The sequence below is a fragment of the Vibrio sp. nBUS_14 genome, assembly GCF_051201655.1.
GTDB lineage: Bacteria > Pseudomonadota > Gammaproteobacteria > Enterobacterales > Vibrionaceae > Vibrio.
Window position 1 is genome coordinate 542,707 of the sequence record NZ_CP179206.1, and the last position, 16,386, is coordinate 559,092.

13 protein-coding genes and 2 pseudogenes are annotated in these 16,386 nt (G+C 43.1%); 11 read left to right on the forward strand and 4 right to left on the reverse strand.

Annotated features, from left to right (window positions below; translation table 11 throughout):
* Positions 1-47 precede the first annotated feature (47 nt).
* From ACMAZD_RS02540 to ACMAZD_RS02550, 3 genes and pseudogenes are all read left to right on the forward strand, one after another.
* Positions 48-1,589, forward strand: a complete 1,542-nt coding sequence (locus ACMAZD_RS02540) for a TnsD family Tn7-like transposition protein (protein WP_435248443.1) — start codon at positions 48-50, stop codon at positions 1,587-1,589.
* A gap of 76 nt (positions 1,590-1,665) precedes the next feature.
* Positions 1,666-3,150 (forward strand): hypothetical protein, encoded by a 1,485-nt coding sequence (locus tag ACMAZD_RS02545; RefSeq protein ID WP_435248444.1) that lies wholly within the window; start codon positions 1,666-1,668, stop codon positions 3,148-3,150.
* Between the two features lie 95 nt (positions 3,151-3,245).
* Positions 3,246-3,407 (forward strand): annotated as a pseudogene (locus ACMAZD_RS02550) (type I restriction-modification system subunit M N-terminal domain-containing protein); the annotation flags it as partial.
* Positions 3,408-3,515: 108 nt separating this feature from the next.
* On the opposite strand, the gene ACMAZD_RS02555 reads toward ACMAZD_RS02550, so the two are convergent.
* The 4 genes and pseudogenes from ACMAZD_RS02555 to ACMAZD_RS02570 form a co-directional block, all read right to left on the reverse strand.
* The gene (locus ACMAZD_RS02555) at positions 3,516-3,812 is read right to left on the reverse strand and encodes a PAAR domain-containing protein (RefSeq protein ID WP_435248445.1); all 297 of its coding nucleotides are present in this window, start codon (positions 3,810-3,812) and stop codon (positions 3,516-3,518) included.
* A gap of 9 nt (positions 3,813-3,821) precedes the next feature.
* A complete protein-coding gene (locus ACMAZD_RS02560) occupies positions 3,822-4,385 on the reverse strand; it encodes a DUF6931 family protein (RefSeq protein ID WP_435248446.1) in 564 nt (187 codons plus the stop codon).
* Positions 4,385-6,376, reverse strand: coding sequence for a type VI secretion system Vgr family protein (locus tag ACMAZD_RS02565; protein WP_435248447.1), 1,992 nt, complete (start codon positions 6,374-6,376; stop codon positions 4,385-4,387). The genes ACMAZD_RS02560 and ACMAZD_RS02565 overlap by 1 nt, the downstream gene beginning before the upstream one ends.
* Positions 6,377-6,776: 400 nt before the next feature.
* A pseudogene (locus ACMAZD_RS02570) lies at positions 6,777-7,515 on the reverse strand (IS4-like element ISPpr4 family transposase); the annotation flags it as partial.
* A gap of 314 nt (positions 7,516-7,829) precedes the next feature.
* On the opposite strand from ACMAZD_RS02570, the gene ACMAZD_RS02575 reads away from it, so the two are divergent.
* The 8 genes from ACMAZD_RS02575 to ACMAZD_RS02610 all read left to right on the forward strand — a co-directional run bounded on the left by ACMAZD_RS02575 (position 7,830) and on the right by ACMAZD_RS02610 (position 16,386).
* Positions 7,830-9,221, forward strand: a complete 1,392-nt coding sequence (locus ACMAZD_RS02575) for an ImpA family type VI secretion system protein (RefSeq protein ID WP_435248448.1) — start codon at positions 7,830-7,832, stop codon at positions 9,219-9,221.
* Positions 9,222-9,247: 26 nt separating this feature from the next.
* Entirely contained in the window at positions 9,248-9,778 is a 531-nt protein-coding gene (locus tag ACMAZD_RS02580; RefSeq protein WP_435248449.1) for an Hcp family type VI secretion system effector, read from the forward strand.
* 69 nt (positions 9,779-9,847) lie between these two features.
* Positions 9,848-10,357, forward strand: a complete 510-nt coding sequence (gene tssB, locus ACMAZD_RS02585) for a type VI secretion system contractile sheath small subunit (protein ID WP_435248450.1) — start codon at positions 9,848-9,850, stop codon at positions 10,355-10,357.
* Complete coding sequence (tssC, locus tag ACMAZD_RS02590; protein WP_435248451.1) at positions 10,357-11,832, forward strand: type VI secretion system contractile sheath large subunit; 1,476 nt, start codon at positions 10,357-10,359, stop codon at positions 11,830-11,832. The genes tssB and tssC overlap by 1 nt, the downstream gene beginning before the upstream one ends.
* Before the next feature lie 46 nt (positions 11,833-11,878).
* A complete protein-coding gene (locus ACMAZD_RS02595) occupies positions 11,879-13,234 on the forward strand; it encodes a type VI secretion system contractile sheath domain-containing protein (RefSeq protein WP_435248452.1) in 1,356 nt (451 codons plus the stop codon).
* Positions 13,231-13,647 (forward strand): type VI secretion system baseplate subunit TssE, encoded by a 417-nt coding sequence (gene tssE, locus ACMAZD_RS02600; protein WP_435248453.1) that lies wholly within the window; start codon positions 13,231-13,233, stop codon positions 13,645-13,647. The genes ACMAZD_RS02595 and tssE overlap by 4 nt, the downstream gene beginning before the upstream one ends.
* Positions 13,640-15,421: a type VI secretion system baseplate subunit TssF gene (gene tssF, locus ACMAZD_RS02605; protein WP_435248454.1), complete on the forward strand. Its 1,782-nt coding sequence runs from the start codon at positions 13,640-13,642 to the stop codon at positions 15,419-15,421. The genes tssE and tssF overlap by 8 nt, the downstream gene beginning before the upstream one ends.
* Entirely contained in the window at positions 15,403-16,386 is a 984-nt protein-coding gene (locus tag ACMAZD_RS02610; RefSeq protein ID WP_435248455.1) for a type VI secretion system baseplate subunit TssG, read from the forward strand. The genes tssF and ACMAZD_RS02610 overlap by 19 nt, the downstream gene beginning before the upstream one ends.

Here is a 16,386-nt window from a genome sequence, read left to right on the forward strand (position 1 = left end):
CCACAAACTATACTTTAAGAAGTAAAATGAGTTGTTTGGTGGCTTTAATGTTGACTCACTTTCCAGTTGCTCAAAAAGATGAGTTGCTTACAAGCATCCTTGCTCGATTTATCCAGCAAATGGGCATCAAAGATGACAAGGTTGCATTAGACATTCTATTTGGCAATAGAATGGTCGTTCCTTCGCCTTTTTTACAAGGCCATATTGCGCAGCTTTTGGATCATGTAGGTCAGGTTTGGGGAGTTCATCCTAGATTAATCGTCGAGCGTCATTCGCACCTACCATTATTTAAACCTTTCCTATCACCAAACCAGTATAAGACGTTACAAGCTGATCTCATTTATAGTAGTGCAAATCCAAGCATGTCTCGCTCGGGGATCCCTGCTTCTGTCATCCAATGGCCAAAAAGTTACAAAATTTGCCCTCAATGTTGGCAAGAGCAAAGCAAGACTCTAGGTTTCACATACTGGCAACGTCTGTTTCAATCCCCTGGAGTCAAAGCTTGCCCTGAGCATCAATGTACTTTGCTAGATACAAACTTGTTTATACACTCGACTCATCGTCATCACTTTATTGGTTCTAATTACTATGAATGTTCCAGTCATTTATCTGAAGGCGCTCAACCATATGAATTGAAATTAGCCTGTATGGTAGAGACCTTACTCAATTCTAAATTGGATTATGTTTCACCTAAGCAATGGACCATTTATTATCAGCAGCTTGCAAAAAATGAGGGAGCTATGAATGGCGCAAGAATTGACCACAAAGGCATAGCTAATTTATTGCGGAAAACTTGGTCTGATGAATGGTTAAATCAACAAGGCTTGGCTCTTTCTGGAGGTAATACATGGCTAGTTGCTATGTTCCGAAAGCACCGAAGATCGTATAGCTATTTACAGCATTTTATTGTTTGGCTGTCGTTTGATCATGCTCTTGTTGACCTATGCGAGGTGTTCAATCGTGCAAGAAAACTTTCCACAACTGAAAATCATACATCAGCTACGGTATCTACGAAGAATGTAGTCAAACGAGATGAAGTGAGAACCCAATGGCTTGGTATTTTAGAATCTTCGTGCGCAACGTCACTTAAAAATATTAGAACTACAGATCTGGGTGCAAGGCTGTATTCTTGGCTTTATCGATATGATTCTAGATGGCTCAATAAGCATAAGCCAGATCTAGTCACCAATTATCAAAACAACCGTGTTGACTGGCGATTACGAGATTTGCTGTTAGTTAAAAAACTCATAAAAACTAAAAATAGAGCCGATGACAGGGTGGAAGACCCTCGACATTCTAAGTTGTGGTTTGCATCTAGTATCGAGCAGAAAAGTCTCGTTGAGAAAAAGCTGTATAAGTTACCGCTTTGCAGTCTGTTTTTTGATCGATATAGCGAATCTATAGAAGAGTATCAAATTAGGAGGCTAAGTCGTGTTATGGTTCAACTCATTGAGCATAAAGATATTTTAAGGCCGATGTGTGAGATTGAACGACTTGCTGGGCTCAGCCGTACGCGTAGCAGAAAACCTGCGAGGGAAGTTCTCAGACTGGACATCCCAGCCTGGCAGAGAGCTCAGGCACTTTCCTGAAAATACGCCATTAATCAATATCGGAAGTATCTATACTAAGAGAGTTCTCAATAATAAAGTTAGACCCTTCATCAACGTGCAGTTCTCTGGTCACCCTGAAAATCGTATTCCCGCAGAGCTGATACCTATGCTTGTTATCAACTCTCAATACGACAATAAAGAACGAATATCATCGTCACAAAGTGAGTCGATAGAGTTCAAAGTTACCAATAACACCCAACAAACGTCATCAACAAGCTCTAATTTTGTTATTTTAAGAGATGGTAATTTAAAAGTAGCTATACCCTACTTGGAGTTAGCTCGAACTTTGTTCTTACATAATGTTCATCTAACACGCACAGCATTAAGACCAAATGGTTTACAGGGTATGGCGACTATAGATACTGTTCAGGGTGAAAGTGTTATCCGATTTCACAGACTATCTGATTACCCGCTAAAGAACCTTGATTCAAAAAGTGCATGCGAACATCTTAGGTGGTTATTACTCAACCCTGATGCAAGACGAAGCTTTAATAGTATTTATCAGCACTTACTTGAAGAAGAAATGTTGAATTGGGAGTTTGTATTTTCTCCGCCACCATTAAAAGGTTGGCGGTTCAAACTGCTTGGTGAATACGACCAAGAAGATTCTATGCTTTTTCATGTCATCGAAATTAAACGAGTTAATGCGCCTTACTTTGACTACGAGAAAAAGGTATCTATTTCTCATCCAAGAAAACGAGAGTTAATTCCTGTTGAACCTAAAAATGGCAAACGGCCTGAAGTTAACCGTTCAGATCCCGACTCGCAACTTGATTTTCAAGCAACCCCTGGAACACATAGAAAGCGGGATGTAGTGAGTGAAGAAGGATTTAGGTTTGTTTGTGATTCAGACGATGAAGTTAAAGTGATTTCAGGAAGAGAGCTATCAAGGGTTATACCAACGATTAATATGAATGAAGAGCCAAAACCTGACGTTTCAGGTGTTGGTCATGGTTCAGCAACAGGATCAGCTCAAGAATTAGATTGGGCGATTAATCGTGATGATACAGATGATCCACTTCCACTAGAAGAACCAAAAGAAGTGCCACCCACTGATAATTTTCAGATTTTTGAAAAGGTAATCAATAAACTAATGAAGCTTCTTGATTATAAACACCATTCAACACAGTGCTTGGCAATGCCAAAACCGGATAATAACTCTCTAATCTACAAGAATAAATTTACACAAGAACCCCGAACGTATCATTGCGCCTATTTTAGCTATCAAGATATTCCCTTAGTGATCATTGAAGTCGATATTAGCGATATTAATGACAAGCACAGTTTAGGCTCTAGATTATTTGGATTTTCTGAAAGTGGTAAAGATGGGTTATCTCATGTAATGAAAGCGTGCTCTGAGAAAGGCGTTCGTTGGGATACCGAAGCAAACGAAGAACATTGCTCAATAGTGGAGAAAATTAAGCATCCATTTAGAACTAAAAAAGTTGCTGGAGAAACAGTTCTTAGAACTGAGAGTGAGTATGAGACCGCATGGATAGAAGCGCTGGACAGAGCAGTTAAGAAAGCATTAACACAATAATCATGAAAACTAAGTGTTTAAGCATCATCGATACAGTAAAATATAACCAATATAGGCCAAGCTCTTGGCTACCGTGTTATTAAAAGAGAATCACCATGCTAACAGGCAAAATTCGTAATCAGATCGACCAAGTTTGGGCAATGTTTTGGACAGGCGGCGTCGCTAACCCAATCTCAGTTATCGAGCAGATCTCCTACCTGCTATTTATTCGTCGATTAGATGAATTGCAAAAGACGGCTGAGCGTCGTAGCCAAGCACTCATTAAGTGAGCTACGGATCGAATTCTTATTTCAGATAAGCACTAAGCTTACTATGATGAGAGCATAGTATAGATTACCGTCCTATTTTAAGTGAAGAAAATGTTATTATCCACCAATCAAGACGGTTGGCATTCCCATAATAATGGTTCCGCCATGGGCAGTTAGATCGCCCATACGCGCAGCGGGCTTATTGTTCATCAGTACTGTCGCACTTCCTTTAACAACACTATCTGGTGGACCGACACAAACACATATCTGCCCTAAAGTGGCGGCTGGTAGGTTGCCGATCAATACTGTTGTTGGTAGAGGGAGCAATGGCCCGCCTACGTGAGGTATTGGTATCAATGCTGGTGTTTGCATTGGGCACATGTGCATGTCTGTTGCTCTGGCTGCTGGAAGCATGTTCTTTCTCTATTGTTGACCGTTTCCGCCAGAGGCGATGTTTAGACCCATTTCTACAAACTGTTGATAGCGTTCTTTTGCCTCTTCACCATCAGGTAAGACTGCTGAAAGGTTAATACTTCCTGCGACCGCTTGTGCGTACAAGTATGGGGGAGGGGGAACGGCAGGATCCTCTGGTTTAATCATACTACCACCGCTCCAAAAGGCCGCTTGAGCAGCCCAGCCTGCACCGGTTTCTAACCCCGCTTTTTCTGCCATTTTTTCTGCAAACCTGCGGCTTGTTTCATCTGGCATATAGACCCAAGCCTTTGCTGCGCGAATGGCATTGGCCTCGTCTTCTTTCCAGTGATGCAGAGAAGCGGCGCAGGTCACGCTCCACCAAATGGATTCACGAACTGGGAGAGCATGTGCAAGAAAAGTCACAGCATCGGCAAACAGCTTTTCTTCCATCGCCACAGAAACCAAATCGATAGGGGTAGTGTTTGCGTCTGCTAACTCTGCGAATGCGGCATTTGGCTCATAGACACTTAAGATGTCTTGCGCGGATTGGTGAGGAACCTTTATCAACATCATCAATTTACCTTTGTAATTGCGCCTTGAATTTGCACCATGGCCCCGGCTTTTATTTGTGTCATGGCACTGCCGTTAACCGACACTAATGCTGCTTTTATATCGGCCTTACCTTGGCCTTCAATATTGATCATTGCGGCTTTCATCTCTGCTTTTGCTTTGCCTGAAACAGAGACTTGAGGAGCGTCGATCTTAATACCACTAGCGCTGATCTCGATTTTACTCGCGCCCACTTTGAGTTCGATCTTCGATTTACCGCAGATCGATACTTGGTTTCCATCAATGCTGACTGTAGATTTAGCCGCAATATTGATGTTGGAAGCGGCACTGAGGTTTAGATCTTTCTCACTGTCACCCGTCCAGTTGTCTTTACTTTTGGAGGTAAGCGTTTTTTCACTTTCGACTTTTACATCTTCTTTAACGGTTAGGGTGGCACTCTTTTCAACTTGAGTCTTTTTCATGCCTTTAATCGTTGACTGGCTGTCGTTATTTACGTCCAGCAGCCAATCTTTTTCAGCATGTAAGTACACTTGTTCTTTGTCTTTTTGATCTTCAAAACGCAGTTCGTTTCCTTGCTTGCTGCTGCTCTTAGGCGTTGAACGAGTTTTTATGCCATTTTGAGTATCCGAGCTGTAGGGGGCTGCGCTGTTTTTGTTGTATAAAGAGCCGGTCACGATAGGGCGATTGGGATCACCATCAATGTACTGAACAATCACTTCATCACCAATGCGTGGTGTAAATTGAGAACCAAATCCCTTACTGGCGAACCCTTGCGATACTGGCAACCAACATGAACTGTTTTCGTCATTTTTGCCGCTTCTATCCCAGTGAAATTGCACTTTTACTCGACCCAATTTATCTCGGTAAATCTCTTCTCCCTTAGGCCCAGTGACGGTTGCGGTATGCAAGCTATGGACACGCGGTTTATCTAATATCTCTTGGCGAAAGACCAGTGACGAAGGGATGCAAGAAAACTGATTCTGGTAAGCGACGTCGTTGTTCGATTCTTCTCTGGATATGCGGTGTGATAGATGAGTGACGATGTACTCTTGGTTCATTGAACCGAGAGGATGGTTCGTTAGTTCAAATTTATAGCCACAAGCAAGCGTCGCTAAATTCGATGATGAGTGAGAGGCTGACTTCTCAAGATCTAGCGCTTCCATATGCATTTTTGCAGCGTCACGGACTTCATTTTTATTCTCGTGACCAAATGCAAAGAGTTCTTGCGTCAATAAAGTTGACGCGTAACTTTCTGTGCTTTTTCGGGTGCCGCTATCAAAGAATTCAGCCAGATCTTGAGTATGATCGGCGACAGATACCTTTCCGCTGCCAATATGGTGGGATTGGCTCCACGTTGTTAGTACGTGCTGCTGATTGTTGCCACCTATTTGATAGCTTAACTTTAGATCAGGTATTTTCTCAAACCGTTGATTTGAATCGCCAATGCTGACTATCGACTTCTTGGATTGATGGCGTACGTGGTAGTGCCAACCTTCGTTTGCTAACAAGCGCTGTATAAAAGCTTGGTCGGTTTCATCAAGTTGAACACAATACTCATGCTTTTTCCCATGTCCGGAAAGGGAAAAGTGAAAATAGCTTTTGAGATCAGACTGTTCTAGCACTTTCTCAATGATCTGTTTCGTCGTCATGTTTTGAAAAATCTGACGACCGCGTTTGTATTGCAACAAGCTAAGTGGATCCAATATTTCTATTTGATAATAAAACTGGTGCTTGTCTTTGCTATATCCTGTGAATTGCAGAGTGCTACATATGCCTGAAAAAAAGCGCTTTCCAGAATTAAACTCATAAGATACAAGAACTGCTTTGCCTAGGTTTTGAGTGTCGATCTCCAGATTTGCTACGATGGAAACGGAAAATTGACACCCACCAGATACGCTTTCCTCCCCAATTAATTGAGTGACAATATAACTTCTTTTATCTGAAAGTTTAATGATGAGGGAGCGGGTTTGGTGCTTTAATTCGTTACTGCTCATATTCACTTAAATCACTATTAGATAAACAGTTCTAAAAGACTGTTTATTGGATGAACATTCGAAATTATCACATAATAATTGATATTATTACCTAGTGTTGTGGCATCAACTTTCATGCCCTAAGCATTTAATCTATTTCTAGTTAGAGCTTAATTCAAGAAAATTTGTTTATTTAATTATTATCTGAATAAGATATAGTCGATTACTTTACGGTTATTTTTATTTTCTAATATGTTTCATTTGTAAGATACTGTGTGTTTGCGTTCATATTTTTGTGATGGTTATATCTCTGAGATAAATTAAGACATACTTGTTACTCCTGTTCTCACTGGTTGTACTATTAGTTTGGTACAACGATGCTAGAAGGGAGGTGCATCCATCACATCAAAGCCGAGGCCTTTGTCTCTCCGACAAAAACATAGCCCTCTTCCCCTTGTATTGAAACGACGCCTTTGATACCTGGATTTAGCTTTCGACCTACGGCCTCAGCCGTTTTAAATTGCCCTTCATGACAGAAGGTGGAGTTTTTTTGTTCGTGTTAACCAATTTATAGACCCTAAGCATCTTAGGTCTTTTGCTGAATCCGCTTCCCTGTCGACAACGTGGACTAAAGGCTTATTTAAACGCAATTGTTCTTGCCGTTGAATGCTATCAAATAGTGAGTCCAGGTGGCTTTGTTTAGGTTGAATATCTTTCCCAGTCAATAAATTCAGACCTGCTGGAGTAATAGGCTCTTCTGTATCAGCATCAACGAGTCGAGAAGCTTGTAACTCGTATCCCACATCCAAATCATGAGGCATCTGGGTCTTACCAAACTTACTTGTATGCATAGAAAAATAGATAAGACACCGGCCATGAGCCATCAAAACATAGCGACTTTGAGTCTCTTTTACTTCAGCTTTTACTAGTCCGAGCATTGGACTACTTTGCATAGGAAAGGTCACATTGTCATTGTGGTCAAAGCGCAATGTGGCTTGGCTAGAAGCCCAAGATTGCGCATGGTGCTCTAATGATTTAGCCCCAGAGGCGTTAGCCGAATTCACAGTCATATGTTTCATAACGGTGGTCTGATAACGTTTAGAGAGTCTTGATTCTAAGACGCACGGAAGTTGATGTGATTCGAAAAGAGTCATAATCAGCACTACTGCTCAAAACGCGAACGATTCGCGCAAGTGCCTATGTGCGAGCGGCCTAAAAGGCACCTATACATGGCATAAATAAGCCTTTCAATCATTCGCCTCAAAGATATATTCTCTACAAATAATAGATATATCATTTATTGTAAGATAACGTTATTGAAATGTTGTTTTTTTGATGCGTAAATAAGAGTCTGGCAGGTTGAACTACTCAACGTTTCTACTGTTTTCCTTATCTAAAAGACAAAAAATAGCGATTGAACTTAATTAGCTCTTAAGCGAATAGTGGGCTGATTAACCCAATAGAGCAGGAATCTATGCCGTTTTCAAAGTATCAAATTGAGCAACTTTCTACCCCCCTGAGTAATGATTCTATCTGTGGTGTTTATCTTAAACTGGAAAAAAGTGCTTTTCGCCCGTTACGTAATGAATTTAATGTCGCGCAAACAGCGCTGCGTAAGCTAAGTCAAAATCCTAGTGCTGACGAGAAAGACGTATTACAAGAGGCATGTTTAAATAGCTGGGAGGTTCTCTCTGACAGTTTGTTAGAACAGTTTTCAAATACAACCAGAGATATTGAGCTCATTTCATGGTTTGTTGCCGCTCAATCACTTCTCGACACCACCTTAGAAAGCGCTGCGAATAGCCTTGAGTGGTTAGCTGATTTAAGTGAGAAGCATTGGAACCACCTCAACCCTGTACTGCCAGTTGAAAAACTGAAATCTGATGATGATAAGGGAAAAGAGAGAGAGCAAGCCGATGTGAAAGTTAAAGCTTTTTTCCAACTGGTTGGTGATAGCGAGGAAAGCTCGATTCTTTATGCTCCGATGCTGCAACTCCCCTTAGTTGGGGAAGTGACGTTTTTCGATTTTCAAAGTGCAGAGAGAAAAGGCGAAATCAGTCAGCTGAAATCTACACTTACGACCACAGTGGCGCAGGAGCGTTCCGCGATTCAATTTAAGATGGAAAACGCCAAGCGTTGTATCACCCAGTTGGAGCGTTTGTCAGCGATAGTGAGCGCTCATTGTCAGCCTGTAGGCAGTCAAAGCACCAACTTTGGGTTTTCGAAGTCACTGCTTACCCGTGTTGAAAACGCTTTGGTTCATTTAAGCGGAATTAAGTTAGCTCCGAAAGCTGAGGATAAGTCAGGAGAGAAAGAGGTTACTGAGAGTTCAGTTTTCGAAGGTGCTCCACCAAGCCGTATGGATGCAAAACAGATAGAGCCAATACCTATGGCACCTGAACTTGCTCACTCCGTAAGCCAGCACCTACACGCAGGAAACCTATCTGAACTGGGTGACTTAAACAACATGAACCGAGACTTAGCTTTCCATTTGTTGAGAGAAGTCTCTGATTATTTTCGTCAGAGTGAACCGCATAGCCCAATCTCATTCTTGTTAGAAAAAGCGATTCGATGGGGGTATTTATCCTTACCTGAGTTGCTGCAAGAAATGATGTCGGAGCAAAGCAGCGAAACTCTTAGTTCGATTTTTAATGCCGCCGGATTGAATCATCTCGATCAGGTTTTGCTGCCGGATGTGAGCACTCCAACGGTGGACATTGAAAGCCCCCCGACACCTCAAGCGACGCCACCCGTTTCGGCGCCGCTAAGTGTCGAAGAGCATGTATCTCAGACTTCCCCTGTAGATACTCAATCCAAGCAAGATGAAAAACCACAACCATCCGCTAAGTCGGCTCTGAGTTGGTAATTGTGTTTAAAAAATAAGGAAAAATCATGGCAAGTATTTACATGCGTGTAAGCGGTCTTCAAGTTGAGGGCGCAGCGACTATCGGTCAACTAGAAACGGCTGAAGGTAAAAATGACGGTTGGTTTGCAATCAACTCTTACTCTTGGGGCGGAGCTCGTAATGTTGCTATGGACATCGGCAACGGTACTAATGCGGATTCAGGCATGGTTGGCGTAAGCGAAGTTAGCGTAACTAAAGAAGTTGATGGTGCTTCTGAAGATCTATTATCTTACCTATTCAACCCAGGTAAAGAAGGTAAAACAGTTGAGGTTGCATTTACTAAGCCTTCTAACGATGGTCAAGGTGCAGATGTTTACTTCCAAGTTAAGCTAGAAAAAGCGCGTCTAGTTTCTTACAACGTGAGCGGTACTGACGGTTCTCAACCGTACGAAAGCCTATCTTTTTCTTACACTTCTATTTCTCAGAAACATCACTACGAGAAAGAAGGTGGTGAACTACAAAGCGGTGGTGTTGTGACTTACGATCTTCCGACCGGAAAAATGACCTCTGGTAAATAATTATTTCATTAGACACGCCATGCTAAGTGGCGTGTCTATTTCATGAATATCTCATTTTAGGACACAGTTATGGCATTGAACTCACAACATAAGCGCGTTAGTAAGAACCGTGTCAGCATCACCTATGATGTTGAAACGAACGGCGCTGCAGAAACGAAAGAGCTGCCGTTTGTCGTTGGCGTAATTGGCGACTTTTCAGGCCACAAACCAGAATCAGAAAAAGTTGATTTAGAGGAGCGAGAGTTCACGGGTATCGATAAAGACAACTTTGATGCAGTAATGGGGCAAATTCACCCGCGCCTTTCGTACAAAGTTGATAACAAACTGGCTAATGACGATAGCCAGTTTGAAGTGAACTTGAGCTTTCGTTCGATAAAAGATTTCCACCCAGAGAACTTAGTTGATCAAATTGAGCCGCTTAAGCAGTTGGTTGAAACACGTAACCAGCTAAAAGTACTCCTAAGCAAAGCCGATCGTTCGAGAGATCTTGAGCGTCTATTGAAAGAAGTTCTGCAAAGCGAAGATGCCATTAATGGTTTAGCACAAGAACTAGGTTTGAGCAACGAAGGAGCTGAATAATGTCTGTAGAACAACAAGCAGTACAAAGTGCTACTGAAGCAGCAACGCAGAGCTTTCTTGACCGAGCGATCAACGCAACAGCACAAACACCAGTAGATACGACAAAAGAGCTATTGAGCATCATGGCTTCTCAAGCGCTGGAAGGTACAGTGACTTGGGATAAGAACCTGACATTGACGATTGAAAAAGCAATCAGTGCGCTAGACAGTAAAATCTCTGAGCAGCTGTCAACGGTAATGCAAAATGGTGAGTTCCAAAAAATGGAAGGCTCATGGCTAGGTTTGCAAAAGCTATTGAAAAACAGTGAGTTAGGTCCTAGCCTGAAAATTAAACTGGCGGATTACACCAAAGACGAATTGCTAGAGCAGTTTGAAGATGCACCAGCAATCGATCGCAGCCGTTTCTTCAATATGGTTTATCAAGAAGAATTTGGTACAGCTGGTGGTCAGCCATACGGTGCACTTCTAGGTGACTACGAATTTGGTTACGGTGATGAAGACGTTGCTCTATTGCGTTACATGGGTGAAGTCGCATCTGCATCTCACGCACCTTTCGTTGCTGCAGCGAATGCAAGTATGTTCGATTTCAACGCATTCAGTAGCTTTTCTGAAGGTAAACCAATTGCAGCAGGCTTTGATTCGCCAGCATACGCAAGTTGGAATGCATTCCGTGAAAGCGATGACTCACGCTACGTTGCCCTGACTCTGCCGAAAACGATGGCTCGTCTTCCTTACGGTGCAGAAACAGTTCCAGTTAAATCATTTGCATTTGAAGAGCTTCAAACTCGCGACAACGGTCAGCAAATTGTGTCTTCAGACAGCGATTTTGTATGGAGCAATGCGGCGTACGAGTTTGGTCTTCTAATGACTCAAGCTTTCACTAAGTTCGGTTGGTGTACGGCTATCCGCGGTACTGAGAACGGCGGTAAAGTTGAGAACTTACCAAACTTCACTCACTACTCTGATGCCGGTGATTTGCTACAGCAATGTCCGACCGAAGTCAACCTAACGGATGAGCGTGAGAAAGAACTGAGTGATCTTGGTTTCTTGCCACTGGTTCACTACAAAAATACCAATTACGCGGTGTTTATGGGTGCTCAGACTGCGCATAAACCAAAAACCTACATCGACCCAGATGCAACGGCAAACGCGGCAATTTCAGCTCGTCTTCCATACACAATGGCGAGCAGCCGAATCGCGCAGTACCTAAAAGTCATGGGTCGTGATCGTATTGGTTCAAACTTAGATCCAAACGACGTTGAAAAGGAGTTGAACTCTTGGATCAATCAGTACGTTAACCCAAATGCGATTGGGAACGATGCGAAAGCAACACACCCATTGGTTGAAGCGAAAGTGACGGTAGAAGAGCAAGCGGGACGCCCGGGTGCTTACTCTGCAGTAGCTTACTTACGCCCATGGTTGCAAATGGAAGAGTTAACAACTTCACTACGAATGGTTGCAAACATTCCTGGCTAATTCTATTCGGGGATGCTGTCCCCGAATGTTTTGAACTGAGTCGCTGATGTACATAGATTCCGAATTTGATCGTAGTTTAGCTGAAAATCCTACCTGGCAGGAGCTGCTAGCGTGCGCGAAAAGCCAGTCGTTGGCTCAATTTAAAGCATTGCTGGTTCGTTTGATCTCCGAGATTGATTTGTCAATAAGTGCACAGTTGTCGGACATTATCCAACACCCTAACTATAAGCAGTTAGAAGCCTCTTGGACGGCGCTCAAATCGTTGGCCCAGCTTCAAGTATCCCAGCGTCGAGTCAAAATTAAAATACTCGACTTGAGTTGGAGTATGGTTTCAGCAGATCTCAATTACTCTTTCGATCTAAAGCAATCATCCCTATACCGAAAACTGTATTCAAATGAGCTAGACACCGCCGGTGGTAGCCCATTTGGTATGGTGATGATCGATCACAAGGTATCGGCTGACTATGTTGATGATCAGGAGTATGACGATCTCTATACCCTTCAACTACTCTCTGAGCTAGGGGAGCTCTCTTTTTGCCCAATGGTGCTGGGAACCGACGAGTTTTTCTTTGGCGATGAGCCAAGAAGGCTACTTCATGACAGCGCGAAAATTGATCGCATTCTTACTAGTCGGGATTTTGTTTCTTGGCAGCTATTAAGAGAAAGAAGCTCATCACGATTTTTGCACTTGGTCATAAATGAACATTTGATTCGTCAACCATACCATCAATATCAGGCTGGATTTGTTTTTAACGAACGCCAGCAAGAGAAATATGCCCTATGGGGCAGCAGCGCATACCTCTTGTTAGGTAATGTGATGCGAGAGTTTGACCGAATCAGTTGGTTTGGGTTCTTGCGTTCTTACGATGAGACTGGCTCGCATGGGGCTATCGTTCAAGACTCTACAGAGCTCAAGACCAAGGTAGATATCTACAGTGAAGATGATGGTTTTTGGTCGTCTCAAGGGTTTATGCCTTTAACCAGTATTTACTTGAGTGGCCATAAAGGTTTTTTTAGCAATCAGTCTGTGTGGCAAGCACCTGATGAAGCTCAACGTCAGCTCGGTATGCTCCAAACCAACCTAATGGCTTGCCGATTTGCACATTACATTAAGGTTCAAATTCGTGACCAAGTTGGTCGATATGACAGCGCAGAAAGCTGTCGACGGAGTCTAGAGCGATGGCTAGAGCAGTTCATTAGCAACGTCAATTATGGTGATGACGCAGTACTTGCCCGATACCCGCTGCGGTCCTGCTATGTAAGCATTGAAGAATCTCCTCATGATAAAACCCGCTACCTATGCGAAATCATGTTTCAGCCTCAATATCAATACGAAATGATGGATGCGAAAGTGGTGTTAACGACTTCTGTATCTGGGATGGAAGTTGGAGAGGCGTCATGAGCTTAATGGCTAAATTAACCCAAAGCTGGAATGACGATATCGACAGCCTTCGAGATGCGATTGTTGATAATGTTTGTGATCTTATTTCCAGCCGTGCACCTCTGTGCTCTGAGATGTTTCTATCGGAAAAAGGAACGATTGCCGAGTTCGGTATGCGAAACATGCCTCGCGCTCAAAGTAAAAACAATACCAGTGACATTGTCGCAGAAATTGAAGTGCTTATCCGAAACTTCGAGCCTCGTTTGAGCCAAGTTGAGATTGATGTTCAAGAAGGAGATTTGGGCAGTAACCAATTGAGCTTTCGCCTTTCCGCTGTGGTGCATTCAGCGAAGGGAGATGAGGCAATCATACTGGATTCTTTTTTGGATTTAAGCAGCAACAAACTAGATGTAAGGAAGTCTAATTTTGTCTGATTCATTGCTTTCCTATTTTGAACAGGAACTGCGCTTTATTCGTAATGAAGCCTCTCAATTCGCGGAACGTCATCCGGGTGCTGCTTGTGCATTGGGAATGCGTAAAGACAGTATTGATGATCCTCAGATCGCACGTTTAATCGAAAGTGTTGCCTTGATGAACGGCAAGCTTCAACAGCGCTTGGATGAGTCTTATCCAGAGCTGACAGAAAGCTTGGTGAACTTGTTGTTCCCGCATTATCTAAGGACAATACCGTCATACAGTATGTTGGACTTCGCTATTTTTGAGGAAGCGAATGCAAAGCACAGTATTCCTAAAGGCACAGAGTTCGATGTTGCGAGCGAAGCTGGTGAGCCAGTGGTGTTTCGTACTTCCGAAAATATAGCGCTGCTTCCAATTCAAGTTGCTTCGGCTGAAGTGCTGTTTGCGCCATTTGATCTAAATAAGCCTGCGGGTGCAGAAAACGCAAAAGCGATGTTGGAGCTGACGATTGAGGCAACCGATAGCGGAATTGAGTTGCGTGATTTGGATATTGACCAATTGAAATTGCACCTCAAAGGTGAAAGCCACTTTGCGTTGCGTTTGTATGATGTTCTCGCTCATGGGCGCTGTCAGGTGTGTATTCAGAATAATGGCAAAAGCTACTCATTAGGTAAGTCCGCACTACAGCCAATCGGCTTCGATGTAAATGACACTATTTTGCCGTATCAAGCCGCTAGCTTTGGCGGCTTTAAGCTGTTGACCGAGTTCTTCATGTTCCCTGAAAGATTTCAAGGATTCAAATTGGACCTTGGCAATGCCATTCAACACGCTGTGGGCTCAGAGTTTCGTATTCAGATTTTCTTGAATGAGATGAGTGTGGTGCAAGCTCGTAGTATTCAAGCACAGCATTTTTCTCTGTTTTGTACACCATTGGTGAACCTACAAACCCAAGTGTCAGAACCACTACAAATCGACTTCACTCAAAAGCAGTATCCAATTTATCTTGATGCAAGCCAGGGTAATGATTTGGAAGTATTTTCTGTTGATGAAGTGCTAGATGTGACGGAAGGCGAACCGTTTAAGATCTGTCAGCTCTATGGAGATAAGTACAGCACTAAGGATACTGCACTTCGCTGGCAGCTCGTACAGGAACCACACGAAAGAGGAGTATTCTGCAGTGGTTTAAAAGTAGCTGATATTGGGCATGTTAGTGCCACAACGTCGTCCAGAGTTTGGTCGGTGACGACAACTGCGACTGACGGTATTCGAGCAGGTTCTTTGCCTGTAAACAGCCAAGTGACCTGTCGTGAGTCTCTTACGATTCCAGCATCTATGAACTTGCTACGCCGCCCAACCTTGCCAGTGCGTAGCCGTGACGCAAATAAGAATGTCTGGGCACTGCTTTGCCATTTGCACTTTAACTATCACGCGATTCTAGGGACGGATGACCCAACCGCAACGCTGAGAAATGTATTTGATTTGTATAACCATAACCAAGCTGTGCAAAACCACATTTATATCGAGTCCCTACAAAATGTCGAGCAGGATCAAGTTGTGGCTCCGATCCGAGTGTCAGGAAAAACATGTTTTGCTTATGGCACAAAGATTTCGGTGACGTTAGACGCAAGCAATGTAAACGGGGGCGTATCGCTCTTTGGCCATTTGCTTGACCACTTCTTCGCTTATTTCGCTGGCTTTAACAGTTTTACTCAGGTTGATATTTATTTGGAAGGCCAAGACGGTGTTTACCTGTCCTTCCCAAGGAGAACTGGGTGCAAGAGTTTGTTGTAAGCCGTTTCGCTCATGGTGCGTTTGAAGGTCAGCTAGAAAAAGCGTGGCAGATCTTCAAGCATCAGGCTCATTTAAAGGGGCTGCGACCAAAAGTGAGGTTCAGTGCAGAAATTCTCGCTGCTTACTATCAAGCAGAAGTCTCTATGGTTACTTCTGAACGAGAGGGTGAGTTTACGGTAAAGACATCATTGGCGGCTTTGTCTGGCAATTCAGGTTCGATACCAAGAGCGATGTATGGCGATGCACTAAAAGCACGCTTTGAACTTGGTGATGAAGCGCCAATCGACTTTTTCGACATGTTTAATAACCGTTACTACCGCTTGTACTGCGAAACAAAGCAAAAGCATGAACTGGCGTATCAGCTCGAGGAGGAGACGTTTCATTGGAATCGTGACCGTCAATCTATCACTGAAATGCTTTCTAGTTTGGCTGGCCAGACTGGAGATAAGATACCAATGCCGGAATCTCATTTGGTGCAATACACCGGCTTATTAGGGTTGAAGTTAACCTGTCCATTGGCGCTTAAGTCGATGTTAGAAGATTACTTCGAGTCGGAGTTTGAGGTTGAACGCAGTGGCCTAGAGTATTTGCCTCTCACGGAATGTTCGTTAACTCAAATTGGCCAAGCCGGAAATAATCATCAATTGGGAATGGGCGCGTTAGTTGGGATGTCTACACCAATGACGGGACAGAAACTCAATATCAAAATTTGCCCTCAAGACTATCAGTATTACTTAAAAATACGTAGTGACAAAGAGATGGTTCTTGCGTTGGACCATATGGTTAGAAGCTATATGGGGGGGAATATCAAGTATGCACTCTATATGAAGGTAAATAGCCAGTATCTGCCGAGAGTGAAGCTATCAGGCAGTCACCAAAAAGCATTAAGAATTGGCCAATCCGCTTGGATGAGTCATCAATCAGAGCGTCAACAGTTTGTTGAAATGCCACTGACGAAAAGTTAG

Bases quoted from the DNA above. Each gene is read 5' to 3' on its own strand.
- ACMAZD_RS02540 (WP_435248443.1), top strand. From the start codon at position 48: ATGTTGACTCACTTTCCAGTTGCTCAAAAAGATGAGTTGCTTACAAGC.
- ACMAZD_RS02555 (WP_435248445.1), bottom strand. From the start codon at position 3,812: ATGCTTCCAGCAGCCAGAGCAACAGACATGCACATGTGCCCAATGCAA.
- ACMAZD_RS02560 (WP_435248446.1), bottom strand. From the start codon at position 4,385: ATGATGTTGATAAAGGTTCCTCACCAATCCGCGCAAGACATCTTAAGT.
- ACMAZD_RS02565 (WP_435248447.1), bottom strand. From the start codon at position 6,376: ATGAGCAGTAACGAATTAAAGCACCAAACCCGCTCCCTCATCATTAAA.
- ACMAZD_RS02575 (WP_435248448.1), top strand. From the start codon at position 7,830: ATGCCGTTTTCAAAGTATCAAATTGAGCAACTTTCTACCCCCCTGAGT.
- ACMAZD_RS02580 (WP_435248449.1), top strand. From the start codon at position 9,248: ATGGCAAGTATTTACATGCGTGTAAGCGGTCTTCAAGTTGAGGGCGCA.
- tssB (WP_435248450.1), top strand. From the start codon at position 9,848: ATGGCATTGAACTCACAACATAAGCGCGTTAGTAAGAACCGTGTCAGC.
- tssC (WP_435248451.1), top strand. From the start codon at position 10,357: ATGTCTGTAGAACAACAAGCAGTACAAAGTGCTACTGAAGCAGCAACG.
- ACMAZD_RS02595 (WP_435248452.1), top strand. From the start codon at position 11,879: ATGTACATAGATTCCGAATTTGATCGTAGTTTAGCTGAAAATCCTACC.
- tssE (WP_435248453.1), top strand. From the start codon at position 13,231: ATGAGCTTAATGGCTAAATTAACCCAAAGCTGGAATGACGATATCGAC.